Annotated in this window: 24 protein-coding genes; 14 read left to right on the top strand and 10 right to left on the bottom strand. The window is 57.1% G+C overall.

Annotation, left to right across the window (positions count from 1 at the left end):
* Positions 1 to 75 precede the first annotated feature (75 nt).
* The 8 genes from H7F20_RS00355 to H7F20_RS00320 all read left to right on the top strand — a co-directional run bounded on the left by H7F20_RS00355 (position 76) and on the right by H7F20_RS00320 (position 10,913).
* Positions 76 to 1,137, top strand: coding sequence for an FAD-binding oxidoreductase (locus H7F20_RS00355; protein ID WP_185784162.1), 1,062 nt, complete (start codon positions 76 to 78; stop codon positions 1,135 to 1,137).
* 75 nt (positions 1,138 to 1,212) lie between these two features.
* A complete protein-coding gene (locus H7F20_RS00350; protein WP_185785778.1) occupies positions 1,213 to 3,132 on the top strand; it encodes an ABC-F family ATP-binding cassette domain-containing protein in 1,920 nt (639 codons plus the stop codon).
* A 272-nt stretch (positions 3,133 to 3,404) separates the two neighbouring features.
* On the top strand, positions 3,405 to 4,280 hold the full coding sequence (locus H7F20_RS00345) for a hypothetical protein (RefSeq protein WP_185784161.1): 876 nt from the start codon (positions 3,405 to 3,407) through the stop codon (positions 4,278 to 4,280).
* Between the two features lie 163 nt (positions 4,281 to 4,443).
* Positions 4,444 to 5,574, top strand: coding sequence for an efflux RND transporter periplasmic adaptor subunit (locus H7F20_RS00340; RefSeq protein WP_185784160.1), 1,131 nt, complete (start codon positions 4,444 to 4,446; stop codon positions 5,572 to 5,574).
* A gap of 13 nt (positions 5,575 to 5,587) precedes the next feature.
* On the top strand, positions 5,588 to 8,869 hold the full coding sequence (locus H7F20_RS00335) for an efflux RND transporter permease subunit (protein ID WP_185784159.1): 3,282 nt from the start codon (positions 5,588 to 5,590) through the stop codon (positions 8,867 to 8,869).
* A gap of 9 nt (positions 8,870 to 8,878) precedes the next feature.
* Positions 8,879 to 10,240 carry a TolC family protein gene (locus H7F20_RS00330; RefSeq protein WP_185784158.1) on the top strand — a complete coding sequence of 454 codons (1,362 nt, stop codon included), beginning with the start codon at positions 8,879 to 8,881 and terminating at the stop codon, positions 10,238 to 10,240.
* 179 nt (positions 10,241 to 10,419) lie between these two features.
* Complete coding sequence (locus H7F20_RS00325; RefSeq protein WP_370588450.1) at positions 10,420 to 10,707, top strand: hypothetical protein; 288 nt, start codon at positions 10,420 to 10,422, stop codon at positions 10,705 to 10,707.
* A 23-nt stretch (positions 10,708 to 10,730) separates the two neighbouring features.
* The gene (locus H7F20_RS00320) at positions 10,731 to 10,913 is read left to right on the top strand and encodes a CPXCG motif-containing cysteine-rich protein (RefSeq protein WP_185784157.1); all 183 of its coding nucleotides are present in this window, start codon (positions 10,731 to 10,733) and stop codon (positions 10,911 to 10,913) included.
* Between the two features lie 83 nt (positions 10,914 to 10,996).
* Here H7F20_RS00320 and H7F20_RS00315 read toward each other — a convergent pair whose 3' ends face one another.
* From H7F20_RS00315 to H7F20_RS00305, 3 genes are all read right to left on the bottom strand, one after another.
* Positions 10,997 to 12,031 (bottom strand): metallophosphoesterase, encoded by a 1,035-nt coding sequence (locus H7F20_RS00315; protein ID WP_255443935.1) that lies wholly within the window; start codon positions 12,029 to 12,031, stop codon positions 10,997 to 10,999.
* A 63-nt stretch (positions 12,032 to 12,094) separates the two neighbouring features.
* On the bottom strand, positions 12,095 to 12,370 hold the full coding sequence (locus H7F20_RS00310; RefSeq protein WP_185784156.1) for a DUF202 domain-containing protein: 276 nt from the start codon (positions 12,368 to 12,370) through the stop codon (positions 12,095 to 12,097).
* Positions 12,371 to 12,411: 41 nt separating this feature from the next.
* Positions 12,412 to 12,933: a hypothetical protein gene (locus H7F20_RS00305; RefSeq protein WP_221898674.1), complete on the bottom strand. Its 522-nt coding sequence runs from the start codon at positions 12,931 to 12,933 to the stop codon at positions 12,412 to 12,414.
* 199 nt (positions 12,934 to 13,132) lie between these two features.
* On the opposite strand from H7F20_RS00305, the gene H7F20_RS00300 reads away from it, so the two are divergent.
* Positions 13,133 to 13,300 carry a hypothetical protein gene (locus H7F20_RS00300; RefSeq protein ID WP_185784154.1) on the top strand — a complete coding sequence of 56 codons (168 nt, stop codon included), beginning with the start codon at positions 13,133 to 13,135 and terminating at the stop codon, positions 13,298 to 13,300.
* 26 nt (positions 13,301 to 13,326) lie between these two features.
* On the opposite strand, the gene madM is transcribed toward H7F20_RS00300, so the two are convergent.
* The 3 genes from madM to H7F20_RS00285 are packed head-to-tail and all read right to left on the bottom strand — an operon-like array spanning position 13,327 to position 15,952.
* Complete coding sequence (gene madM, locus H7F20_RS00295; RefSeq protein ID WP_255443934.1) at positions 13,327 to 14,076, bottom strand: malonate transporter subunit MadM; 750 nt, start codon at positions 14,074 to 14,076, stop codon at positions 13,327 to 13,329.
* Positions 14,073 to 14,450 (bottom strand): malonate transporter subunit MadL, encoded by a 378-nt coding sequence (gene madL, locus H7F20_RS00290; RefSeq protein ID WP_185784153.1) that lies wholly within the window; start codon positions 14,448 to 14,450, stop codon positions 14,073 to 14,075. Before madL ends, madM begins: the two co-directional genes overlap by 4 nt.
* Entirely contained in the window at positions 14,447 to 15,952 is a 1,506-nt protein-coding gene (locus tag H7F20_RS00285) for an acyl-CoA synthetase (protein ID WP_185784152.1), read from the bottom strand. The genes madL and H7F20_RS00285 overlap by 4 nt, the downstream gene beginning before the upstream one ends.
* A gap of 103 nt (positions 15,953 to 16,055) precedes the next feature.
* On the opposite strand from H7F20_RS00285, the gene H7F20_RS00280 reads away from it, so the two are divergent.
* From H7F20_RS00280 to H7F20_RS00270, 3 genes are read left to right on the top strand one after another with little or no spacing between them, the layout of a single operon-like run.
* Entirely contained in the window at positions 16,056 to 16,523 is a 468-nt protein-coding gene (locus H7F20_RS00280) for a DinB family protein (RefSeq protein ID WP_185784151.1), read from the top strand.
* 33 nt (positions 16,524 to 16,556) lie between these two features.
* On the top strand, positions 16,557 to 18,044 hold the full coding sequence (locus H7F20_RS00275) for a Gfo/Idh/MocA family protein (RefSeq protein ID WP_185784150.1): 1,488 nt from the start codon (positions 16,557 to 16,559) through the stop codon (positions 18,042 to 18,044).
* A gap of 35 nt (positions 18,045 to 18,079) precedes the next feature.
* Positions 18,080 to 18,976, top strand: a complete 897-nt coding sequence (locus H7F20_RS00270) for a phytanoyl-CoA dioxygenase family protein (protein WP_185784149.1) — start codon at positions 18,080 to 18,082, stop codon at positions 18,974 to 18,976.
* A gap of 102 nt (positions 18,977 to 19,078) precedes the next feature.
* On the opposite strand, the gene H7F20_RS00265 is transcribed toward H7F20_RS00270, so the two are convergent.
* From H7F20_RS00265 to H7F20_RS00250, 4 genes are all read right to left on the bottom strand, one after another.
* Positions 19,079 to 20,545: a M28 family peptidase gene (locus tag H7F20_RS00265; protein ID WP_185784148.1), complete on the bottom strand. Its 1,467-nt coding sequence runs from the start codon at positions 20,543 to 20,545 to the stop codon at positions 19,079 to 19,081.
* Positions 20,542 to 21,342: a DUF6090 family protein gene (locus H7F20_RS00260; protein WP_185784147.1), complete on the bottom strand. Its 801-nt coding sequence runs from the start codon at positions 21,340 to 21,342 to the stop codon at positions 20,542 to 20,544. The genes H7F20_RS00265 and H7F20_RS00260 overlap by 4 nt, the downstream gene beginning before the upstream one ends.
* Positions 21,343 to 21,365: 23 nt before the next feature.
* Entirely contained in the window at positions 21,366 to 21,773 is a 408-nt protein-coding gene (locus H7F20_RS00255; protein ID WP_185784146.1) for a hypothetical protein, read from the bottom strand.
* Positions 21,774 to 21,863: 90 nt separating this feature from the next.
* Positions 21,864 to 23,099 carry an aminotransferase class V-fold PLP-dependent enzyme gene (locus tag H7F20_RS00250; RefSeq protein WP_185784145.1) on the bottom strand — a complete coding sequence of 412 codons (1,236 nt, stop codon included), beginning with the start codon at positions 23,097 to 23,099 and terminating at the stop codon, positions 21,864 to 21,866.
* A gap of 219 nt (positions 23,100 to 23,318) precedes the next feature.
* Here H7F20_RS00250 and H7F20_RS00245 point away from each other — a divergent pair, with 219 nt between their 5' ends.
* Together H7F20_RS00245 and H7F20_RS00240 are read left to right on the top strand one after the other, a co-directional pair.
* Positions 23,319 to 24,566, top strand: coding sequence for an esterase (locus H7F20_RS00245; RefSeq protein ID WP_255443933.1), 1,248 nt, complete (start codon positions 23,319 to 23,321; stop codon positions 24,564 to 24,566).
* 33 nt (positions 24,567 to 24,599) lie between these two features.
* On the top strand, positions 24,600 to 26,027 hold the full coding sequence (locus tag H7F20_RS00240) for a sulfatase (RefSeq protein WP_255443932.1): 1,428 nt from the start codon (positions 24,600 to 24,602) through the stop codon (positions 26,025 to 26,027).
* The last annotated feature ends 60 nt before the right edge of the window (positions 26,028 to 26,087 follow it).

Genomic DNA, 26,087 nt, shown 5'->3' with positions numbered 1-26,087 from the left:
AATTCAAATGTAGAACAGCCCCGGCATCCGTGCCGGGGCTGTTTTTTTGTGTGCAGCTTGACTACCTTTGCGCCTATGTTCGATTACCTGATTATCGGCTCCGGCCTCGCCGGTATGGCCATGGCGGAAACCCTGCAGTCCCGGGGGCACAGGATCTGCGTCTTTGACGATTCCTCCCGCCAGGCTTCTTTGGTGGCTGCCGGTTTGTACAACCCGGTGGTGCTGAAACGGCTGAACCTCACCTGGGAGGGGGGGCGGCTCATGGACTTTTCCATCCCTTTCTACCAGCGGCTGCAGGAAAAGCTCGGCGGCAGCTTCGATGAAAAGCTGCCCATCCTGAGGAGGTTTGCCTCGGCAGAGGAGCAAAATGCCTGGTTCGAGGCCGCCGACCGGCCCGGGCTTTCCCGCTTTCTGTCGCCAAGGCTGCTGCGGAACGACAATCCGGGGCTGGACGCGCCTTTTGGCTTTGGGGAGGTCCTTGAAACCGGCCGTTTGCATACGGCCAAGCTCCTCACGGCCTACCGGTCCCTGTTGCACCGGCAGGGGGCGCTCCGGGCCGAATCCTTTGACCATGGATCCCTGCGCCTTTACGGGGAGGAAGTGGCCTATGGGGATATCAAATCGAGGTACGTGGTCTTTTGCGAGGGGTTCGGCATGCGGGCCAACCCGTTTTTCAGGTACCTGCCGCTGCAGGGCAGCAAGGGTGAACTCCTGACTGTCCGCATCCCAGGGCTTGGGGAGGGCCGGATCATTAAGTCGGGGGTTTTCCTCATCCCGGAGGGGAACGACCGCTACCGCGTGGGGGCCACCTACGGGCGGAATGATTTCAGCCCGGAGCCCACCCCGGCTGCACGTGAAGAACTGACCCGGAAATTGGGGCATATCCTGAAGGTGGATTTCGAGGTGGAAAACCAGTCGGCCGGTATCCGGCCGACGGTGCCGGACCGCCGCCCGCTGGCGGGGCGCCATCCGGAACACCCCCGCCTGCTGGCCCTGAACGGGATGGGTTCCCGGGGTGTGTTGCTCGCGCCCTATGCGGCCGCGTGCCTGGCAGATTTTGTGGAATCCGGTACGCCCCTGCCGCCCGAAATAGACCTGGCCCGCTACGGGAAATTTTACGGAAAGTCGCCCGGATAGCCCGCATTCCGCTAAATTTTATGAATTTTGCAGCCGGAAAGCGTCTTCGGGCTGTCCGCACCTTATGATGTTGCCATGATCAATGTACACAAGCTTACCGTCAGTTTTGCCGGGGAGGACCTGTTCTCCGATATTTCCTTTCGCCTGGGCCCGGGAGACCGCGCCGGGCTCATCGGGAAGAACGGGGCGGGGAAGTCCACCATGCTCCGGCTGCTCAGCGGGGAATCCGAACCAACCACGGGGACGATTTCAAGGGATAAGGGCCTGCGTGTCGGCTACCTGAAGCAGGACATTGATTTTGAGCAGGGCCGCACGGTCCTGGAGGAGGCCTACCAGGCCTTTGCGGAAATTAAATCCCTGGAGCGGGAGCTGGACAAGGTAAACCAGGCCCTGGCCGAAAGGGAGGATTACGAAAGCGAGGAATACCATGATTTGATGGTTTCCCTCAGCGACATGACCCACCGGTACGACCTGATCGGGGGCTACCGGTACGAAGGGGAAACGGAAAAGGTCCTGTTGGGGCTGGGTTTCAAAAGGTCCGATTTCCAGGCGCAGACAACTACTTTTTCAGGGGGCTGGCGCATGCGTATCGAACTGGCCAAGCTGCTGCTGCAGGAAAACGACCTGCTCCTGCTCGATGAGCCCACCAACCACCTCGATATCGAATCCATTATCTGGCTGGAGGAATTCCTACAGCAATTCCCCGGGGCGGTCCTGCTGGTCTCCCACGATAAGATGTTCCTGGACAGGGTCACCAACCGCACCATCGAGATTTCCCTGGGGCGGATCTACGATTACCAGAAACCGTATTCGGGCTTTATGGAACTCCGTGACGAAATCCGGGAGCAACAACTCAACGCCCAGAAAAACCAGCAGCGGGAGATCGAACAGGCCGAGCGGCTCATTGAACGCTTCCGGGCCAAATCCTCCAAGGCCTCCATGGCCCAGTCGCTGATCAAAAAGCTCGATAAGATGGAGCGCATCGAGGTAGACCGGGAGGAGACCGGGGTCATGTCCCTGCGCTTCCCCCTGTCCGTACAGCCCGGGAAGGTCATCGCCGAACTGGAGGACCTTTCCAAGTCCTACGGGGACAACCGGGTGCTGGAAGGGATCGACCTGCTCATCGAACGCGGAAAAAAAATCGCCTTTGTCGGGCAGAACGGGCAGGGGAAGACCACCCTGGCCCGCATCCTGGTCGGGGAGCTGGAACACACCGGGAAATGCAAACTGGGGCACAATGTGCAGCTGGGGTATTTTGCCCAGAACCAGGCTGAATTCCTGGACGGTGACAAGACCGTCGAGGAGACCATGACCGATGCCGCAGATGAAAAATCCCGTCCCAGGGTGAGGGACATCCTCGGGGCCTTCCTCTTCCGGGGGGAGGAGGTCGAAAAACCCGTGAAGGTGCTCTCCGGGGGGGAGCGGAACCGCCTGGCGCTGGCCCGCATGTTGTTGCAGCCTTTCAATGTCCTGGTCATGGACGAACCCACCAACCACCTGGATATACCATCCAAGCGGGTGCTGAAGGAGGCCCTGAGCCACTTCGAGGGGACACTTATCCTGGTTTCCCACGACCGGGACTTCCTGCAGGGGCTCACCGGTGTGGTGTATGAATTCCGCGACGGCGGTATCAAACCCTATCTCGGGGATATTGACTTTTACCTCGAACAGCGGCAGGCAGAGGACTTCAGGGCCATCGAGAAACGGGACCCGCCAGGCAATCAGCCGGAACAAGCCACGCCCGGCAGCGGGGCCGATGCCCATGCGGACCGGAAGCGTCGGAAATCCCTCAGCAATAAGCTGGGTACCGTGGAAACCCGCATACAGTCCCTGGAAAAGGAAATCAAGGAGATCGACCACCGCCTGCTGATGGAATACGACCAGACCATTGCCGAACCCGGCTTCTTTGACGCCTACCAGGCAAAGAAGAAGGATTTGGAACGCCTGATGGGGCAATGGGAAGACCTGGCAGCCGAGCTGGAGTCCCTGGGGTGAACGTGCCCGTGTAGACGGGAGGGGTACCCAGTCCTGATTTGCCAGGATACCCCCCGGGGAAAGGGCTGTTTTCCCGAGGCTTGAGACCCGGCGGGGTCGCGCACCCGCACCAAACCACAAGAAACCGGGCTTTTACAACAAAATCGGGCCACTTAACGAAATTTTCGGGGATTGAAGGTTCCTATTTACTTATATTGTAGGTAAATTCTTTAGTTATATATAGGAAAAGGAGAAGTTGCAGGACGAGTGTTAACCCCTGAGAAATTGCGACGATGAAAAGACTACTATCGATTTTGTGCCTTGTTACCGGCCTGGTGGCCTTCGCCCGGGTGCCAGGCAGCGAGAAAAAAGCGTTGATCGACCTTTATGAATCCACCAATGGGGTTCACTGGGTCAGGAATTGGAACCTGGACGAACCGGTGGAGGCCTGGTACGGGGTCACCGTCAGGGATAACCATGTTGTCGGGCTGAAATTATTCCACAACAACCTGATGGGGTCTTTGCCGGAGAGCATCGGCGCGCTGAAGGAACTGGAAACCCTGAACCTCGCTTTCAACAACCTGACGGGCCAGCTCCCGGTCCAGGTTTTTGATTTGCGGGAACTGCGCGTCCTGAAAATCGAAATGAACCGGCTCAGGGGAGAGGTACCTGAAACCATCGCGCAGTTAACGGAACTCCGGGAATTCTCCGCCTTCAACAATTTCCTGTCGGGCCGCATCCCGGACGGGATCGGGGCCCTTACCCAACTGGAGGTGCTGAACCTGTCCAGCAACCAGTTCTATGGCCGGATCCCGGAACGCATAGGCGAGCTCAGGAATTTGCAGGCCCTGGGCCTGTTTGAGAACCAGCTGTACGGGGACCTGCCGAGCAGCATGGGGAACCTGACAGCCCTGAAGGAACTCGTCTTGTCGAACAACCGATTGGGAGGTGCCATTCCCGAGACGTTTGGCCAGCTTGCGAGCCTGGAGGTGCTGCAGCTCCAGAACAATGACTTTGAGTCCTTCAGGAACCTCTCGGGCATTGATACACGGAAACTGCTGGTGTTCGATTACGATGAGGAGGAATCGGATATCGACTTCAAAAAGCTGGATTTTTCGAAAACCCGGATGGCCGACACCAAATTCGAGGACGACGTGGACAACGAATAATCCGGATGCCGGCTACGGAAAGGCCGGGTTAAACCACTAGCTAATAGTCAAATGGGTGCCCTGCGCACCCATTTTCTTTATTCGTCTTTTAGGATATATTTAACGAAGGACGACTAAACTAATGGATAGTTTTGCGGTCTAAGCACCTGTCTAATCAACCCTCATGGATAAAAGAAAAGTTATTCTGTCAGTACTCGGTTTGGTACTGATTGTCCTTTCGATATACGCTGCCAAGGCGATTATCAGCAGTCGTACAACCCCGACGCCCCGTCCCAGCAAAGTGGTCAAAACCGTATTCGTGGATACGGTCCAGAATACCACCATCCCCATTATGGTGCCTGCCAACGGCACCCTAATTGCCAAAAACCGGGTGGAGCTCTATTCTGAGGTACAGGGTGTATTCCAACGCGGCAGCAAGCTTTTTAAACCCGGGCAGCAATACAGCCGTGGCGAGCGGATCATTACCATCGATGCGGCCGAATACCGGGCCAGCGTGCAATCTGCCAAGAGCAACCTGTATAACCTGATCACTTCCCTCATGCCGGACCTGCGGCTGGATTACCCGGCTGTCAGCGCCAAATGGCAGGCGTACCTGTCCAGTTTTGACCTAGATGACACCACGCCGCCCCTGCCGGAAATGCCCGACGAAAAGGAGCGGTATTTTATCTCCGGCCGGGGGATACTCACAAGTTATTACAACGTAAAGAACCTGGAGGAGCGCCTCGCAAAATACACCATACGCGCCCCCTTTGACGGGGTGCTGACCGAGGCCCTGGTTACTGAAGGCACGCTGATCCGCTCCGGTCAGAAACTTGGGGAGTTCATCGACACCGGGGTATACGAGCTGGAAGTAGCCATATCCAAGACCTTCAGCGACCTGCTGGAGCTCGGGGAGGCGGTCGAACTCACCAACCTGGAGGGTACCCGCACCTATGAGGGGACCGTTTCCCGCATCAATGCACGGGTAGACCAGAACTCCCAGACCATTACCGCCTTTATAGAGGTACGCGACCCTTCCCTTAAGGAAGGCATGTACCTGGAGGCCATCCTGAACGCCAGGGAGGAACCGGATGCGATCCAGATCGACCGCGGGTTGCTCCTGGACAACGACCAGATTTTTGTGGTTCGGGACTCCCTCCTGGACCTGATGGACGTGAAGCCCATCTACTTTACCGACAAATCCGTGGTCCTCAAGGAGGTTCCGGACGGGGTTACCATTGTGTCGCGACCCGTTGTGGGCGCCTACGCGGGCATGCTGGTAAAGGTGTATGAGGGGAAAACCCAGAACAATTAACCCAGTCAGTCCCATGCGAAGCATTATCTCCTATTTCATCAAGTACCACGTCGCCGTAGACGTGATGATCATCGCTTTTGTAATTTTCGGGATCTACGGGGCCAAAAACCTCAATTCCTCCTTTTTCCCGCTGGTGGAATCCAGGAATATCAGCATCAATATCGCCTATCCGGGGGCTTCCCCCCAGGAAGTGGAGGAGGGGATTGTCCTCAAGATCGAAGACAACCTGAAAGGCCTGGAGGGGGTTGAACGGGTTACGTCCACTTCCCGCGAGAACAGCGGGACCATCAACATCGAGATCGAGAAAGGGCGTGACATCGATTTCATGCTCCTGGAAGTAAAGAATGCGGTGGACCAGGTGCCCACTTTCCCGGGCGGCATGGAGCCTCTTGTCGTATCCAAACAGCGTCCGGTCCGTCAAACCATCAGCTTTGCCATCAGCGGGGAACAGGTTCCCCTGGCCACCCTCAAGCAGATCGGGCGGCAGATCGAGAACGATATCCGCGGTATGGAGGGGATCTCACAGATTGCCGTGTCGGGTTTCCCGCAGGAAGAGATCGAGATTGCGGTCAACGAGAAAAACCTGCTGGCCTACAACCTCACCTTTGACGATGTGTCCCGGGCCGTGGCCAATGCCAATATCCTGGTGACCGGGGGGAACATCAAAACAGATACGGAAGAATACCTGATCCGGGCCAACAACCGGGCCTACTACGGGGACGAACTGTCCCACCTGATCATCCGGGGCGATGCCTCCGGCAAAACCGTCCGCCTTCGGGACGTGGCGACCATCCGGGACCGCTTCGCCGAAAGCCCCAATGCCGCGTACTTTGACGGTAACCTGGCAGTGGACGTCTCCATCACCAGTTCCAATACCGAGGACCTGATTACCTCGGCTGAAAAGGTGAAGGAATACATAGACGATTACAACCTCAAGCACAACAACGTCAAGCTGGACGTCGTCAGCGACCAGTCGGTAACCCTGAACCAGCGGACCCAGCTGCTTACTGAAAACGCGGTCATGGGGATGATCCTGGTGCTTATCTTCCTGTCGCTTTTCCTCAATACGCGTCTGGCCTTCTGGGTGGCCTTCGGCCTGCCGATCTCCTTCCTGGGGATGTTTATTTTCGCCCCGATGTTCGACGTGACCATCAATGTCCTTTCCCTCTTCGGGATGATCATTGTCGTCGGGATCCTGGTAGATGACGGGATCGTCATCGCCGAGAATATCTACCAGCACTACGAAAAGGGAAAAAAACCCATACAGGCTGCCATCGACGGCACCATGGAGGTGATCCCGCCCATTGTTTCCGCCATTATCACCACGATACTGGCCTTCTCCATCTTCTTTTTCCTGGACGGCCGTCTCGGGGAATTTTTCGGGGAGGTATCCGTGATTGTGATCCTGACCCTGGCGGTTTCCCTGGTGGAGGCCCTGGTGATCCTGCCGGCCCACCTGGCGCATTCCAAGGCGTTGCAACCCCATAGCAAAAAGCCAAAAACAGCGATGGGCCGCGCATTTGCAAAACTCCGGGAGATCAACCGCCTGGGCGACCGCCTGATGATGTGGATGCGCGACAAGCTCTATGTGCCTTCCCTGACATTTGCACTGAAACACAAGGTGCTGACCTTTGCGTTTTTTATCGTCGCGTTTATCCTGACCATGGGCTCCATCGGAGGGGGTATCGTGCGCACGGCCTTTTTCCCGAACATCGCCAGTGACCGGGTATCCGTGGAACTGACCATGCCCAATGGGACCAACGAGTTCATCACGGATTCCATCATCGACCTGATTGAGGAAAAGGCGATCATTGTCAACCAGGAACTGACCGAGAAATACCTGCAGGGATCCGGTAAGGAGATGTTCGAAAATATCATCAAGAGCGTGGGGCCCGGCTCCTCTCAGGCTTCCCTCAGGATCAACCTCCTGCCGGGCGAGGAGCGTCCGGACCAGGTAGGTTCGGAACTGGTCTCCAACCGCCTGCGGGAACTGGTGGGGCCGGTTACCGGGGTGGAAAGCCTGATCTTCGGTTCCGGAGGCCGCTTTGGCGGATCCCCGGTATCCGTGTCCCTGCTGGGGAACAACATCAATGAGCTCAAGGGGGCCAAGGCAGAACTCAAGGCAGCCATGGAAAACAACTCCCTTCTCAAGGATGTCTCGGACAACGACCCTGCCGGAATCAAGGAAATCCGCCTCGACCTAAAGGAAAACGCCTACCTGCTTGGACTGGATTTGCGCACGGTGATGAACCAGGTGCGGGCCGGCTTCTTCGGGGCCCCCGTACAGCGCTTCCAGCGGGGACAGGATGAGGTGCGTGTTTGGGTCCGCTACGACCGCACGAACCGTTCCTCCATCAACGACATGGATGAAATGCGGATTGTCACCCCTACCGGAGAGCGGGTACCGCTGAAAGAAATCGCCGATTACGAGATCATCCGGGGCGATGTGGCCATCAACCACCTGGACGGCCGTCGCGAGATTCAGATATCTGCGGATATCGCCGATGACGAAACCACTACGGCCACGGATATGCAGGCCTGGATCCGCGGGGATGTGCTGCCGGAAATCCTGTCCCGTTACCCAACCGTGGCAGTTTCCTACGAAGGGCAGAACCGGGAAGCCGCCAAAACCACGAATTCCATGAAGACGGCCGGCCTCATTGTGCTGTTCCTGATCTACATCACCATTGCCTTTACGTTCCGGAGCCTGAGCCAGCCGATCATGCTGATCCTGCTGGTGCCTTTCAGCCTTACGGCAGTTGCCTGGGGCCACTGGATCCACGGCTTCCCTATGAGCATGCCGTCCACCCTGGGGATCATTGCCCTGATAGGGATCATGGTAAACGACGGCCTGGTGCTGATAAGCAAATTCAACGGAAACCTGCGGGACGGCATGAAATTTGACGATGCGATCTTTGAAGCGGGCAGATCCCGTTTCCGGGCCATCTTCCTGACCTCCATCACCACTATTGCCGGACTGGCCCCCCTGCTGCTCGAAAAGAGCCGGCAGGCCCAGTTCCTCAAGCCCATGGCGATTTCGATCGCCTACGGGATCGGCTTTGCCACCATCCTGACCCTGTTGATGCTGCCCTTGCTGCTTTCCTTTAACAACCGGGTAAAAGTCAGTGCAAAATGGCTGAAAACCGGGGAATCTATTTCCAAGGAAGAGGTAGAACGCGCCATCAAGGAACAACTCGAGGAAGAAAAGCACCTGGAAGGCAGGGATGCGGAACCTGCCGGCGAAGGCCGTCGCGGTGCCTCCCGCAAGTCGCCTGAAAAAGTCGCCGAATATTAATAAGCATTGATGAAACGACTCTTTACGTTACTTTTAATAGGCCTTTGCGGCTCACTAGCCGCCCGGGCCCAGGATACACTCTTGACCCGGGATGCGGCGGTATCCCTTGCCCTTGAAAATAATTTCGGCATTCAGGTGGCGCGCAACCAGGTCGAGATTGCCGACAACAACGCGAGCCTCCTGAATTCCGGCTTCCTGCCTACCCTGACCGGGAACCTGGGCGCCAACTACAGCCGGAACGATTCCCGTACGGAATTCCCGGACCAGTTCGACGAAAATGGTAACCCGGAACCGGATGTGGAGATCAACGACGCCGAGACCCAGCAATATTCCGGGTCCGTCAGTATGAACTACACGCTGTTTGATGGCATGGGCAGGCTGTACAATTATAGGAGCCTGAAGGAGCAATACCGGTTGAGCGAATTACAGGCCCGGGAAACCATTGAAAATACGATCCTCCAGCTTTTCAGCGTGTATTTCGAGGTGGCACGCCTGAGTGAGAACGTGAACATCTTCTCCGAGGCCCTGCGCATTTCCCGGGACCGGATAACGCGGGCGGAATACGCTTTTGAATTCGGGCAAAACACGAAGCTTGACATTCTGAACGCGGAAGTGGATGTGACCAACGACAGTATCAACCTGTTGAATGCCAAGCAGCAGCTCGCCAACGCAAAGCGCGACCTGAACGTGGTGCTGAACCGGGACCTGAATGACGTCTTTATGGTGGACACGGTGGTCCGGTTTACGCCCACCCCGCAGGTGGAAAGTTTTATAGATGCCGCCCTCGAGAACAACGTGGCCATCCTGCAGACCGAGCGCAACATGGCCATCAATGCCTACGACATCAAAATAAACCGGTCCGGCTACCTGCCCACCATTGGGCTTTCTGGTACATACGGCTGGAACCGGAGCCAGAACCCGCCCCGGGTCTTCGGTAATTTTACCGCCCCGGGCACCAACTCCATCAGTTACAACCTGGCACTTGGCGCGAGCCTGACCTGGAACCTGTTCGACGGTGGCGGCACCACCGTCCGGGTAAAGAATGCCAAAATCGCCTATGAGAACCAGGAGCTCCTGCAGCGGCAGGTGGAACTCGAGGTGACCCGCGACATTGAAAATGCCCTGGCCATCTTTCAAAACCGCCTGGATATCTACCAGATACAGGAACAGAACGTGATTACCAACCGGAACAATTTCGAGCGGTCTCGGGAACAATTCCAGCTGGGCCGGATCACGTCCATCGAATTCCGGCAGGCCCAGATCAACCTGCTCAATGCTCAGACCAACAAGAACCTGGCAAAATACGATGCCAAACTCGCGGAGCTGCAGTTGCTCCAGCTGACCGGACAGTTGCTCAACCTGGAATTCTAGATTTTCATGGATTGTCCGTGCCCTTGCACCGGATGGTTGCCTGCTGGACCTATGTTCTTCCCTTAAGGCTAGAATAAAGGACATTTCATCCCATTTAAGCCGGCACAGGGAATCTAAATTGTAATTTAGAGGATATACCCCTGCAGGCTATGCGTATGGAGGGGCTAAAATGCCTTGATGTGCTCAGGACCCGAAAACAGTTCCTTATTGTTTTAATCCTGGTGATTGCGGGATTCGGGATTGGTATTTACCTCCAGGACCTGCAACACCGGAAAAGTACCCAGGCTGCCTGGCTGTCCAACCGGTTCAACCTGGAGCGATTCAACCGGGTCAGGGCGCACACCCTTGAAATGGATGCATCCAACTGGAGATCCATGCAGGATAGTATCGTGATGGAACTCGACAGTTTTATGATCCTCCGGTTCCGGAAAGAGATGGACAGCATTTTGAAGGAACGAAAGGATTGACGAACCGAACGAATCGCTGACACGTGCTGGAACACTTCTTTCAATGTCCCTACTGCTGGGAAACCATTTCCGTCCTTGTCGATACCTCCGTGTCCTCTCAAACCTATGTGGAGGATTGCGAAGTCTGCTGCAATCCCATCGAAATCACCACCCGCTCGGACGGAGGTGGTATCAGCTCTTTTGAGGCCCGCGTTCTGGGGCAGTGAGTTTCTCTGCGACCCCGCCTCCCGGGATTTTAATACCCTCAAAGTACGGGGATACGGCCCCACCGGCCGGTCGAAGCTCCTGTTTACCGGAAGTCCGGATCCCTGCCCGGAGACAGCGTACCATCCCCTTCCAGTATCCCATCCATCCGCAAGTGCGTAATCACCGGTTTTTCTGCCATACGGATCAGGCTTACATGGTCGAATGCCGTGGAATCCCCCGGGACCTGGCTGCCTCCCGTCGTTCCGAGGATGAGGTAATCCATCCCATGGCGTTTCCGGTGCGACATCCGGTGGAAATGGCCGTTGATCACCGTGTAATTCCGGCCGGACAATTCCTTTTCGAGGGCTTCCAGAGGCGCGCTGTCACGGGTCAGGGACATGCCGTCCTCCCGCAGCCAAAGGGGCTTGTGCATGAGCAGGAAGGTCCACCTGGCATTTGGGTACCGGTGTATTACCTCCCTGAAATAGGCCAGCTGTTCCTGGCCCATCCCACCCAGGTTGCGTTCGGGCATGCGGTAGTAGGTGGATGCTTCGTACTCTGCGTCGCTCATGCGGAGGGCGCTGTCCCTGGCCTGGTAAATCGCCTCCATCCGCTCCGGGGAATAGTCCTCGGAGTCCAGCATCAGGAAAAGCACATCCTCAAAGACAAAATGATAGTAACGCGGGCCGTAGCGGTTTTCCCAGAATTCTCGCATGGTGGCATTTGTGAGGTCGTGGTTCCCTCCCAGGTGGAAAAATGGCATGTTCAACCGGTTGGCGCGAGCATCAAAAAAGTCCCATTCCCTTTGAAGCTGCAGGGTGTCCCTGGTCCCGCCGTCGATCAGGTCGCCCACGCTGAGCACGAAGGTCGGGTCCAGCTGGTTCAATTGTTCCACGGCGCGGCTGAAAACCCCCGGGCGCTCCCCCCCGTTCAGGTCCGAGATGACGGCAAAGGTAAAATCCGGTTCTGTGGCCTCGAATTCCTCGAGGTTCCAGGGGGTAGGGCCTGCTGCCACATCATGGGTAAACCGGGGTTTTTCAACCGGGGTATCCCTGCATGCAACAAGAAACAGCAGTACCAGACAGGAAGCAAGTGACAGGGATTGGCGGGGCCCGGACATCAGGGTATGGGGATCCATGGGAAAAGAGGTTTAGCGGTTCCCGCTAAAGATAGGCTTCTCCCGGTAATGTTTACCCCCCGATTATTCCCGGATCATGTAAAACTGCCTCAGTTGCCTTTTTACATAGAGGAACCGACCGACCCCTATTGCCAGCAATACAGGCGACAGCACCAGCAGGAAATAACCGATTCCTTCGATTTCCTCCAGCACGCTGAGTTTCAGGATGGCGAAACCGGAACTCAAAAAGACGATAAAGGTCCGGAAATAGGCCAGGAAGGTGCGTTCATTGGCGAGGCGGGTGCGTTCGACTGCCAGGTGGTCCGTGCGGCTGAGCTCCATGCGTTTTTTGGCTGCCATCTTTGCATTTTTTGGGGTTTGATGGGGCAAAGGTACGGGCCCTAGACCAGTTTTTCAGTAACCCGGGTAGCATTCAACCTGTAAATCAACCAGCCAAAAAGGGCGGAACCCCCGGCAAGCGCCCAGGGGAAGTAGCTGGCGAAACGCCGGTTGCGTTCCGGGTCCCGCCAGGCGGTAATTTCATAATCCTGGACCAGAAAATTGACGAGGACGGCGAGCTGGAAAAAAAGGAAAAGGCCCAGAACCACGCTGAGCAGGGTACCGGACCAGCGCCGCCTGCGCAACAGCCCGATGGCTCCCAGCAGCCACAGCAGGCAAAGGAAACTGAACAGGCCGGCGAATACGGGCAGGTTGGAATAGAAGACCACTTCCAGCTGGTTGTGTGCAGGGATGGTGGCGCCGTCCAGGCTGCCGGTTGCCTGCAAGTGGTACAGGTAAATGTTGGGCATGATGCTGATGAACAGGAAAAAGGAAGCGACCAAAACAAAAAGCCAGCCCCAGAAAGGGATAAACCAGGATTTTTTGGCTGACGCCTGTTTTTGCCGGATCACCGATGGGTCCATACGTGTTGCGCATAGCGTGGGGCTGCGTTCCAAACGCCCTGACCGCTGTATATATGCATAATTACCATTTTCTGTGAAGGCGGCCCAGCGGCCCCCCGGAATTAACTTTCCCTTAAGGTCAAAATACGACAGAAAGCTGATAAAATCGTTGAATCATAGCTGGTTAACCCGGGGTACCTTTGTATTAAAACAGTGAGCTATGTCAAACATTAAATGGAATTACTGGGTCCCCATCGTCGGGGTTGCCAATATCATGCAGAACCAGGGGTCCTACCTGAATACCCGCGAAGAGCGCCTCCTGGTACTCTTTCACGTGCTGACCGCTTTTCTAGGCCTGGCGGCATTGGTTTTGTCAATTGTCTTCTGAATACTTTAGACTTCTCAACATCCGTCCTATCCCATAAGGGCCCGTACCAGGATAAAGAGCACGGACGGGCAAAGCAGGCAACCCAGGCCGGTGTAGAAGGTAGCGGTCAGGGCGCCATAGGGCACGAGCCTGGAATCTGTGGCTGCCAGGCCGGCCACCACCCCGCTGGTGGTACCGATCAGGCCCCCGAATACCATGGCGGCATGGGGGTTGTCCAATCGGATCTTTTTTGCGATAAGCGGGGTGGCCACAGTTGCCAACAAAGTTTTGACTACGCCGGCGGCCACCGATATGGCGATCACCTCCGAGGAAACCCCCAGGGCCGAACCGGTAACGGGGCCGACGATGTAAGTGCAGGCCCCGGCGCCGATAGTCGTGATGGCAGCCGGATCGGTATAACCCATCGCGAATGCGGCCAGCGCCCCTGTGGCAAAAGCGACCAAAACCCCTGCAAACAGGGCTGTAACTCCCGCCTTTCCCGCTTTTTTGATCGTTTCCAGGTCCGCCCCCATGGCGGTCGCCACCACCGCAAAGTCCCGGAACATGGATCCCCCCAAAACGGCCATGCCGGCAAATAACGGATGGTCGGCAATCCCCTTTTCCCCACCCAGGAAGGCCAGTGCCAACCCAAAGATGATGGCCAGGGCAGCCCCGGGTATCCGGCCCCGGGTGACGTAACGGGAAACGCCGTACGCAGCAGCCATGATCAGCCCGACGACCAGGAAGGCGAGGATCAGGCCATTTTTTTCGATAAGCGGGTCCAGCCAATCCATCATTCGTCTTTTAAATCATCCCCCTCCCTGCCAATGCGGGAGAGCAGGGGGACCAGGAAAAATCCGGCAGCAGTTGCCCCTGCACCGGCCAGCACGGCAATCCATCCTCCCCCGAATGCGGCGTGTACATTCAGGCATGCGGCCATTGCTACAATAATGGGGATGTACATGGCGCTCCAGAAGGCAATCCCGGATTCGGAAGCCTCCGAAAGCCAGCCTTTTTTGCGCATCATCAGGCTCAGCGCCATCAACAGGAACATGGCAAACCCCACCCCCCCGATGTCCCCGGGGATCCCCAGCAGGTCGCCCAGCAGGAGGCCCAAGAATTTGCCTGCCAGGAAACAACCGCACAACAAGGCAACGCCGTAAATCTTCACCGGGAATGGGTTGAGGGGTCAAACAAGTCTTTCAGGGCATTTTTGGTGACCTTGCCCAGTACGTTCCGGGGCAATTCGTCCAGGAAAATATATTCCCGGGGGGTTTTATATCCGGGCAGCCGGGTCCGTAGCCATTCGGACAGTTCCTCCGGATCGGGTCGGTGGGGCCCCGCCACGATGGCCGCCCCGATGATTTCCCCCCATTCCTCATCCGGGATGCCCACCACCCCGCAGTCGCCGACCTGCTCATGGGTCCGGAGGACTTCCTCGATCTCCAGGGCGGAAATCTTATACCCCCCCGATTTGATGATATCCACGGAATTCCGACCCAGTATCCGGTAGCTTCCTCCTTCCCAAACGGCAACATCGCCGGTCCGGAACCAACCGTCTTCCGTAAAGGCTTCCCGGGTAGCTTCCGGTTTCCCCCAGTATTCCGAAAATACGTTTGCCCCCTTCACCTGGATTTCTCCCGGGCTGCCTTCCGGGACCTCCTCGTTGGCGTCATTTACCAGTCGTACCGTGACCCCCGGCAGTGGTTGCCCGATATAACCGGGCCTGCGTTCCCCCTCATAGGGGTTGCTGATGGCCATGCCCATTTCCGTCATCCCATAGCGCTCCAGCAGCGTGTGCCCGCTGATGGCCTTCCATTGTTCCAGGACGCTTACCGGCAGTGCGGCCGAGCCGGAAACCATCAGCCGGAACCCCTTTAAACACATGCTGATTTCAGCCTGTTCCCTTTCGGGCAATTCCTGGTAATGGGCAATCAGCTTGAAATAGATGGTGGGTACGGCCATAAAGAGGTTCACTTCCCCGCGGCGGAAAGCATCGAACACCTTCCCGGGCCCGAATTTGGGCAGGAATTCACAACAGGCCCCGCTCCACAGGGCGCAACACAGCATGTTGACGATGCCATGCACGTGGTGCAGCGGGAGGACATTGAGGATATGGTCATCCGCCTCCCATTGCCACGCCTGGGTCAGGGCGGTAATCTGCGCTTCAAGGCCGGCATGGGTGGTTACGACCCCTTTGGGGGATCCCGTGGTGCCGCTGGTATAGAGGATCATCGCACGCCGGTCCGCGCCGATCGCCGGCAGGGACCCTTCCGCCTTCCCGAGATCCCCGTAATGCACCAACGGGGTGATGGAAGACAGGGGTCCCAGTAATTCTGCGTATTCCGGTGTGCATATCAGGGTTGTAGCCCCTGTGTCCCGAAGGACGTATTCCATGGAGGGGAGGGGGTGCTTTTCGCATAGGGGTACCGCAATGCCCCCGGCACGCCAGATTCCCCATTGGATGCAGACATACTCAAACCCGGCAGGCGCCAGGAAAGCAACCCGGGCTTCCTTCAGATCGTCCGCCTTTCCGAGCAGCCCCAGGGCGATCTCCCGGGACCTTTCGAGCAGGTCGCCATAGGTATAGGCAGTTCCCATACACTGGATTGCATTGCGTTCCCGGTGTTCCAGGGCGCGTTCTATGAGCCGAAGGGAGTTCTTTTTTTCCAAAGGGGACGGGGTAGATGGGTTTCCTGCTAATGTACTAAAATCTGGCCGCTGACGGGGGTAAGCAAAAAATCCCGAACTTATTGAAGTTTTTTAATCATGGCATATGGAAATAAGCGCCGAGTTCCTGGGCCAGCTGGTGGAGCAAAACAGGTATACATGCAGTTTCAGCTTTGATAAGGTTGGGTCTCACAACCATCACCTGAAACTCAACGCAGATACGGCCAGCCTTGGCTTCCTTTACCGGCATGTAGGGGAGATGATGTTGCTGCTTGGGACCTTCCTGGGAATGGAAACGGGGGTAGAGAATACGACGATGGGGTATAACGATACGGGTCAGGGGGCGGATACCGAGGCTTCGCGTGCCCTTGTTTCCCAGGGATATGACATGCTGGAAGGCCTTGCCTCCTCCCGGGGGGCCGACTGGTGGATGGAACCTGTGGAAACGCCGTTTTTCGGGCAGATCACGAGGTTGCGGCTGTTTGCACATATCCTCAACCACAATGCCTACCACTCCGGCCAGATGGGACTTACCCTGAAGCGGCCCGATCCGGGGCGGAGGCCAACGGAATAATTAGTACCTTTTCACACACCAGAATCAAACAAAATGAAAAATCCAACCGGGCCGGAACAGGGTCCGAAACCCAACAAAAGGCGCGATTTCCTGAAGAAAAGCGCCCTCGCCACCTCCGTTTTTATCGTTCCCCGGCATGTCCTGGGAGGCCCTGGTTTTATTGCCCCCAGCGACCGGCTGCACCTCGCGGCCATCGGGGCGGGCGGCAAGGGTCGCAGCGACATTATGAATGCCTCCGTCGGGGGCAGGGAACGGGTCGTCGCCCTTTGCGATGTCGACTTCTCCGGATCGGCGGCCGCCTCCGTGGAGTCCTTTCCCAAGGCCAGGCAATTTGCGGATTACCGGGAAATGCTCGATAAAGTAAAGGGGATTGACGCGGTGACCATTTCCACCCCGGACCACGTACACGGGCCGGCGGCCAAGGCGGCCATGGAACGCGGCATCCACGTCTATGTACAGAAGCCCATGACGCACAACATCCGCGAGGCGCGGATGCTCACCGAGATGGCCCGCGAACAGAAGATCGTAAGCCAGATGGGGAACCAGGGCGGTTCCAATCCCTTGCTGGGAATGGTCCAGGAATGGGTCGATTCGGGACGCCTTGGCAAAATCCACAAGGTGGAAGTCTGGACCAACCGGCCGGTCTGGCCCCAGGGATTCGCCATGCCCGCTGCGGACCCCTCCCTCAAGCCCGGGGCCCTTGACTGGAACCTCTGGCTGGGGCCCGCTCCGGAAACGCCCTATATCCCGAATATCCACCCCTTCAATTGGCGGGGGTGGTGGGACTATGGGACCGGGGCGCTCGGGGATGTGGGCTGCCACCTGATCGATATCCCGTTCCGCACCCTGGGGCTCAGGTATCCCAAGGATGCCGAGTGCAGTGTGGGGACGGTTTTTACCCAGATGTGGACCCCGGATTACCATCCGGAAGGCTGCCCGCCCTCGTCCTTTATCACCCTGCATTTCGACGCTACCGAAAAATCCGGGTCGCCCATCGAGATGACCTGGAGCGACGGGGGGATCCGGCCGTCCCACCCGGAGATCATCCCGGCAGACCACGACATAGGGGGGCATGGCAGTGCAAACGGCGTACTGATCCACGGGGAAAACGGGATCATATCAACCAACATCAACGACAGTTCCCCCCTGATGCCCAAGCTGTACCTCAACGACGGGGCCACCGAATTCGGGCCTGAGGTGGAAGAGAACGAAGAACCGGAATACGGGCACCAGCGCAAGTGGGTGGATGCCTGCAAGGCCGGGTTCGGCAGCCCGGAACACTTGGCCCTGACCTCTTCCTTTGACTACGCCGGCCCCATGACGGAGACCGTATTGATGGGGAACCTTGCCATTCGGAGCTATATGCTTCGGAGGGAAGTGGCCATGGAGGACGGCCGCTCCCGACAGGAATTCTACGGCCGTAAAAAACTGCTTTGGGACGGGGAGAACACCACGATCACCAACCTGGAGGAGGCCAACCAATTTGTAACGCGCACCTACCGGGAAGGGTGGGAAATGTGAAACGGGGCAGCCAACACCTGAACTCTTAGGATATCATGAAAAACGTGCATACAACCGATCTGTCCGAAATACACAGGCTGGTAGGCGACCTTTTTCCGGGGATGCCCTCAGGGGACGCCTGGGAACGCTACCGGCTTTCGGAAGATCAGCTGGGATTTTTTGAGGAGCACGGCTACCTGGGCCATATCAAGCTCCTTGACGACCGGCAGGTGGAGGTGCTCCGGGCCGAACTGGACGCCCTCATGGACCCTGACCATCCCGGCCACCACCTGTTTTACGAATTCCACTCCAACGAATCCCCCGACCCGGAAAAGGTGCTCTTCCATTCCCTCGGGCACTGGCGGATCACCCCCGGGTTTCACGACGTGCTCTGGAACCCCCGGTTTGTCGTCGCGGCATCCCAGTTGCTCGGCGCCCGGCCTGTCCGGTTCTGGCACGACCAGTTGTTCTGCAAACCCGCCCAACACGGGGGCGTGGTGGCCTGGCACCAGGACTACAGCTACTGGACGCGTACCACCCCCCTCCAACACCTGACCTGCTGGGTGGGGCTGGATGATGCCACCAGGGATAACGGCTGTCTGCAATACATACCCGGGAGCCACCGGTGGGACCTGCTGGAGAAGATCGAGTTGGCCGGCAGCATGGACAGCCTGCGGGAGTTGCTGGACGAACAGCAGCAGGCGCAGTATGAAAACCGCGTGGCAATGGAAATGCCTGCGGGGTATGGCACCTTCCACCATCCCAAGATGGTGCACGGTTCCTACGAAAACCGCTCCGACCGGCCGCGGCGTGCCTTCGTTCTCAACGTGTTTGCCGACGGTACCCGCTCCAATTCGGATGAGGAACTGCTCACCGGCGTTCCGCCCATCAAAAAGGGGCAGAAAATGGAAGGGCAGTTTTTTCCGTTGCTCTATAGTCCGTCGCCATTATAAACGGCTGCTGATCCCGGCTGAACTGGTTTTTGGTGAGCAGGCGTTGGCGGAGGGAGCGGAAGAATCGGAACATCAGCGGGAAATTGGGTTCAGTCTTTCAGTTCAGTTTTTCGCTTCGGTCATTTGGTACAGGGCTTTGCCAGCCGGTTCATAGACGTCTCCCGGTACCCAGAACGGGGTTTCCGGGTCGTTGGCAATCAGCCGTCCGGTAAGGACGTAACCCCGGAAAAATTTCAGCAGGTAGTCGTAGTCAAGGGACCCGGCCTCGTCCGCCAACTGGTGGTAATACTTCAGGTACTCCTCATCGAAAGAATTGAAGCCCGTGGAGTAAGTGGGTGCCGGAATCCCGGCCCTGGCAAAACTGACATTGTCGCTGCGGTCAAACAGGCCCTGTTCCGGTACCGGGTCATCAACGGGTTTCAGGCCAAAACCGCGGGCGCCCTCGAGGATATGCTTTTTGGCCGTGGTGCGGTTCAGCCCGATGATGGTCGCCAGCGTGGTATCGTTATAACCGCCACCATCCGTATTGAAGCAGTAGACGGTTTTCTCAAGCGGGATCACGGGGTGCTCCACATAATATCGGCTTCCAAGCAATCCCAGTTCTTCGGCCGTGAAGAAAACAAACAGCGCCGGTCGGCGCGTTGGGTATTTGCCCAGGTTTTCGGCTATGGACAGGACGGCAGTGGTCCCGATTCCGTTGTCCCGGGCGCCGTTATAGATAGAGTCGCCGGAGGCATCCGGTTTACCGGTGCCGATATGGTCGTAGTGGGCCGAATAGATGATGTATTCGTCATCCAGGATCGGATCGGTACCCGGTAGCATCCCAACCACATTGCGGGTTTGGATGACTTGCAATTCCGGGTCGTCGGAATCCAATGTGATGGGTATCTCCGCCCCGATTTGCGGAAGCGACAGGCTTCCCGGGTCCTGTACCCAGAGGTGGATAAAGGGCGGTTCTTCGGTTGGAAGTCCGGTTCGGCTCGATAGTCCGCGCTCGACCCGGTCCCAGGTAGCGTCATCGAAGGAAACCAGTTCAACGAGCCCCAGGGCCCCGTGTTCCATGGCCGCTTCGCGTTTGCGGCGGGTTGCCTGATAGGTTTCGTTAAGTCCGTTACCCCCGGGCGTGCCACCCCGGACCAGGACTATTTTTCCTGCCACTTCCTGGCCGGAATAATCGGCGGGTTCCCCGTAATTCAAAAATACGGTGCGTGTGTCGGCGACAATACTGTACGTATAAAGGGCTACCGTCCGCAAAGGACCACTGCCATCCAGGCCGAGTTCCAGGCGGTCCGGGGCACTTCGGCGGTGTAGTTCGAAATCCTGGTAGTAATCCCCGGATACAGGGTTGGGTTCCACCCCGAAACGCATCAGCTGGTCCGCCAGATAGGCGGCCGCTATCCGGTTTCCGCGGGTCCCCGTTTCCCGGCCCAGGAGCAGGTCGTCGGAGAGGAAATAGAGATGGCTTTTAACCGTATTTTTCTGAACGGTTTCCGCTGCTTTTTCATAATCGGTTTGTCCGAAGGTCATTGAGATTACCAGTAAGAACTGGAGGGATGTAAATTTTTTCATTTTGGGCCTTTAATTTGGAGTTCCACGCGTTCCAACATTTTCAGGGTGTTATTGTAGTGGGAGTCCGGATTGTAAAAAATAGCCCTGAGGAATTCGGCGGATATCCTGAGGTAGTTCTCGATGGCAATGATCAACTGCCCCCGGTCCGTCATGGTTGGTGCGATTTCCCGGAAAACTTTCTGGTTCAGGGTGCTGATCTGATTGGCAAACATGGCCTGGCGGTACGTCCGCTGGACATCAAAAATAATGGCTTCCTGGAAAGCCAGGGTGTTTTCCAGCCTGGGATAATGGTATTGGAGTTGTATGCGCAGGGAATCATCCCGGATCAGGGAAATCTTACCTGTACTCAGCAATTCATCAAACGTAATTTTAGCCGGGGCCAATCGATTCGTCACAAGTATTCGGAACAGGTCTGCTCCCATGTTATTCCTGACCACCCCTCCCGATTCTGCAATATTTTTGACGACTTCTTCAAAAAAAGACCAGTCCCGGATGACCCCGCCATTGTTGGGGCCCAGTGAATCGAGTACTTCAAGGGCTAAAATGAGCCGTCTCTCGTAATTTCGGCGAACATCCTGAATCGATTTTAAATCCGTTTCAAAGTCCTGTTTCAGGCGAAGCAGATATTTCTGTTCCTCCACCCTGTTTTGCCGGTCCTGGCTCCAGCTGTTGATTTGAAGCGCCAGCAGGATCCCGATGACCACCAGCACGATCTCCCCGAGGGCATACAACAGGTAGCGGGTTACCCGGTTCTGGGCAAGGAAGCGGTAACGGAGCGTACGGAAGAATCGGAACATTGGGTTGGTGGGTTTTAGGCGAATCAGTTTTCCTTCAGCTTCAATTTTTCAATGACCCCGGCTTCGAACAGGAAGAGTTCTTCTTCCGTGCCGGCACCGAGCCAGCCCGAGGTTGCAAATACGTTCTCGTTAAAGTTGAACGCAATTGTAACATAGGCCTTTGAGGGATCAAACGAAAACCCCACCAGATAGCGTTTCTCCCCGATTTTACGGGAATTATAGGCGCAGCTGCCGGTTGCCCCCGCATTGGGTCCGAGGAACCACTCGAATTGGAATTGCCCGGCTTCAAATGTGGCGTGTACTGCACTGCCGTTCTGGTAGTAATAATCCATGGAAGTGCCGTCCAGCAGATGCTGGGGCTGGCCTTCCTGCGCCGTCAGGGCAGCGGATAGCAGGATGGACAGGCAGGCAGTCAGAAAAAATCGTTTCATAATGGGTTGGTTTTAGGTTGCTAGTGTTTGTTTGCATACGGGTAAATAATCCAGGATGCGATCTGGGTTTTGCAGGACTCTATCAGGCTTTCAGGATCGCTCCAGTCCCTCCCGTAACCCCTCGATGAGTTGCCGGATCTCCTCCGGACTCGTGTAATGCACAAAGGAGAGCCGGATGACCCCCGGGTCCCTCGGGATGTCCATATCCATCAGCGGGCGGTAGGCATAGAAATTCCCTTTGCCGGTCATCAGCCGGTGCCGGGTGAGCGTATCGTACACCTGGTCGATGGTCTTATTGAGCGGCAGGATGGAAACGATGGGCGCCCGGTCCGTGCCGGAGGCCGGTCCCACGATCCGCACATCCTCCCGTTCCCTGAGGAATTCGAGCAGGGGCTGCAGGAGATCTTTTTCATGGGTCCGGAACAGCTGGTTCAGGGTCCGGCCTTTCGCGGCAGCGGAGGCTTCCTCGTCGAAATGGTGGGCATACACTGCATCAAAGTAATCGGCCATGCCGGCCGCAGCGGCAATCTGCGCGTGGTCCGGTCCGGCCGGGGTCAGCATGTTGCGGGTGATCCCCTCTTTGAAGAAATGCGATTGGTTTTCCATCTTGCCGATCAGGCTGCCCCTCACATACATGACGCCCAGATGCGGGCCGTAGGTCTTGTAGGAGGAAAACATATAGATATCCGCCCCGAGCTCCTGTACATCCGGGATTTCATGGGGCGCCCAGCCGACCCCGTCCACTGCGGTCAGGGCCCCGATCGACCGGGCCATCTGGGATATTTCTCTTACGGGGTTGATCTGCCCGATGACATTGGAGCAGTGGGGGTAGGCCACCAGGCGGGTACGTTCGGACATCAGGCCCCGGAGTACCGCAGTATCCAGCATGCCCGTATCCGGTTCCACGTGCCATTCGGTGATTTTCAAGCCCCGTTCCCCGAGCCGGCGCCAGGCCCCGGCGTTTGCCTCGTGGTCCTGGCAGGAAACGATGATTTCATCCCCTTCCTGCCACATGGGGCGCATGGCGTTGGCCAACACATAAACGTTCTGGGTGGTGGAAGGCCCGAAATGGATTTCAGACGGGTCGGCATTCAGGTAGGCTGCCACCCGGCGGTAGGCTTCATCCATGGCTTCCCCCGCCTGAGTGGAAGCGGGGTAGGGATAATAGGGCTGTACCTTGTTCCGGGTATAAAATTTCGTGAGCCGGTCGATGACCTGCCGGCAGGGGTAGGATCCCCCGGCATTTTCAAAGAAGGCCCATCCTTTCAGGTGGGGCTGCTCGAAAGCCGGGAACTGGGATCGGATAAAATTGAGGTCTGGTTTCATGGACAAAAGAGGATTAAAAAATCTTACGGGTCCGTTGCAGGGTTCCCCTTTGTCAAGATAGTCAAAAGGGGTAAAAGACTGTGAATGAGTTCGGAAAATTACAGGAGAAGCGGCACCCTGCAGGCCACTTCTTTGCGCTAAAGGCCGATCAGCTTCAAAAACCCTGTTGCGACTGCCCTCGGGATTGCGTATCTTCCTTAGCTAAACCTCCTGATAATTATGAGACATATAACTTTTACTGGCCTGGGGATTGTCATCCCGGTGGAACGGGCCTTACGAAAAATGCGGTTCGCCGGCTTTTTGACCATGCTGCTCCTTGTTGCCCCAGGCATGCAGGCACAGGAACTCGCCCAACAGACACCTGTGGTATCCCCCGAACTTGCAGCAGATAATTCCGTGACCTTCCGGATCAAAGCTCCGGATGCTGCTGAGGTCAAACTCACGGGCAACTGGATGCCCGTTGCCCCGGATGGGCAGGGAGGTTTCGCCCAGCAGATGGTATCCCTGGAAAAAGGTGGGGACGGGGTCTGGGCTGCCACGGTCCCTGCCATGGACCCGGAGCTCTATGCCTATGCCTTTATGGTGGATGGGGTCCGGACACTGGATCCGGCCAACAAGCATATCGTGCGGGACGGCCGCTTTAGCACGGCCAGCGTCCTTTATGTCCCCGGGGAAGCCTCTGACCTCTACTGGGCCAAAAAAGGCCCCAAGGGTTCCGTCCACGAGGTGTGGTACGAATCGCCCACCCTGGGACTGACCCGGCGCATGTTCGTCTATACGCCCCCCGGTTATGCGGAAAGCAATGCAAACTATCCCGTCCTCTACCTGTTGCACGGCGGGGGCGGGGATGAAGAGGCATGGCCCACCCTGGGCGCGGCACCCAACATCATTGACAACCTGATCAACGCCGGGAAGGCAAAACCCATGCTGGTGGTGATGACCAATGGCAACCCGGACCAGGCGGCTGCCTTTACCGTAAGCCCGAAACTGGATACGGAATCCCAGGGGGCGGGCGGCATGGCCAACATGCTGTTCGAAAAAAGCCTGGTCAACGATGTGATCCCGTATATTGAAGCCCACTACCAGGTCGCGACCGGGAAGGAAAACAGGGCGCTTACCGGCCTGAGCATGGGGGGTTTGCAAACCATGAATACCTCCTTTGAAAACCCCGGGATGTTCGACTATATCGGTGTGATGAGCATGGGTTTCGCCGACCTGAGCCGTTTTGGCATTAACATCGACCATTCCAAGCGCGAAGCGCAGATTAAGGCCCTCGGGGCGGCCGACCCGGACCTGTACTGGATCGCCTGCGGCAAGGATGATTTTCTGTATGAAAGCGTGGTTACGATGCGGGAACAGCTCGATGCCCTGGACTTTGACTATACCTACCGGGAAAGCCCGGGAGGGCATACCTGGTCCAACTGGCGCATCTACCTTTCGGAATTCGCGCCCATGTTGTTCAAATAAACCGTGATGGGGTGCCTTCCCGGATATCCAGATTTGCAGGAAACGAAGGGCGGACACCTGCGGGTATTTGCATGGTCCGTCCTCTTCCTCGTGTTGGTATGCCCCGGAATTGCCCAGACCCCTGCCAGGCCTGAAAAGCCGAACATCATCATCCTCTTTGCAGACGACCTGGGGTATGGCGACCTGGGCACCTATGGTCACCCAACCATCCGCACACCCCGCCTGGACCAGATGGCTGCCGAGGGGCAAAAATGGACCAATTTCTATGTGGGGGCCAGCGTCTGTACGCCCAGCCGGGCCGCTTTGCTGACCGGCAGGCTGCCGGTTCGAAACGGGATGGCGAGCCCGGTACACCGGGTGCTCTTTCCCGATTCCAGAAATGGCCTGCCCGCCAGCGAGGTGACCCTTGCGGAGCAGCTGAAAAAGGCAGGATATGCCGCCGCCTGCGTGGGGAAATGGCATTTGGGGCACCGGGAGCCGTTCCTGCCCACCCACCATGGGTTCGATTCCTATTTCGGGATACCCTACAGCAACGATATGGACAATATCACCGATTTTGAAGCCGTCGGGGGATATATGGCTTTCTGGGAAACGGAAGCGGCCAGGGACGTCAACACCTTCCATGTGCCGCTGCTGCGGGATACCCGCATTGTGGAACGACCTGCGGACCAGCACACCATAACCCGGCGCTATACGGACGAGTCCATCAAATTCATCGAAACCAACAGGGAGAACCCTTTCTTCCTCTACCTGGCCTATAACCTCCCCCATGTCCCCCTGTTTGCCTCCGGAGATTTTGAAGGCCGCAGCGAGCGCGGGCTTTACGGGGACGTGGTGGAAGAAATCGATTTTAACGTCGGGCGCATCCTGGACCGCCTGGTAGAACTGGGGCTGGAATCCCGTACCCTGGTTGTATTCACCTCCGATAACGGCCCCTGGCTGATCATGGATGAAGAGGGGGGTAGTGCCGGGCTGCTCCGGGGCGGAAAAGGGTCCACCTGGGAGGGCGGCATGCGGGAGCCCTGTATCTTCTGGGGCCCCGGGCAGATTGCCCCGGGTGTGGTGTCCGACATGGGGACTGCTATGGACCTGTTTACCACCTTCAGCCACCTGGCGGGAGTTCCTGTCCCGGAGGACCGGGCCATGGATGGGATCGACCTGGGACCCGTGTTGTTCGAGGGGGAACCCGGGAACCGGAAAGAAATGTTCTATTATCGGGGGGACGAACTGTACGCGGTACGCCTGGGGGATTTCAAGGCCCATTTTAAAACGCAGTCCGGATATAGCCCGGATAAGCAGGAACACGACCCGCCTTTGCTTTTTAACCTGCAAACGGATCCGTCGGAACAGTACAACCTGAACCAGTCGCACCCGCAAATCCTCCAACAAATCCGAAACGCGGTCCGTAGCCATCAGGCCACCATGGTCAAAGGGCCGGATATGCTTAAGGACAGGGGATGAGGACGATACCAAATTGCCGGGCAGGTTGCATCATCCTTTTTTGCTTCCTGGGAGTAGGCT

Origin of the sequence: Robiginitalea sp. SC105 (genome assembly GCF_014243345.1) — a bacterium.
GTDB lineage: Bacteria > Bacteroidota > Bacteroidia > Flavobacteriales > Flavobacteriaceae > Robiginitalea.
The sequence above is the reverse complement of the archived record's forward strand: the minus strand, read 5'-3'. Positions and strand labels throughout refer to the sequence as shown.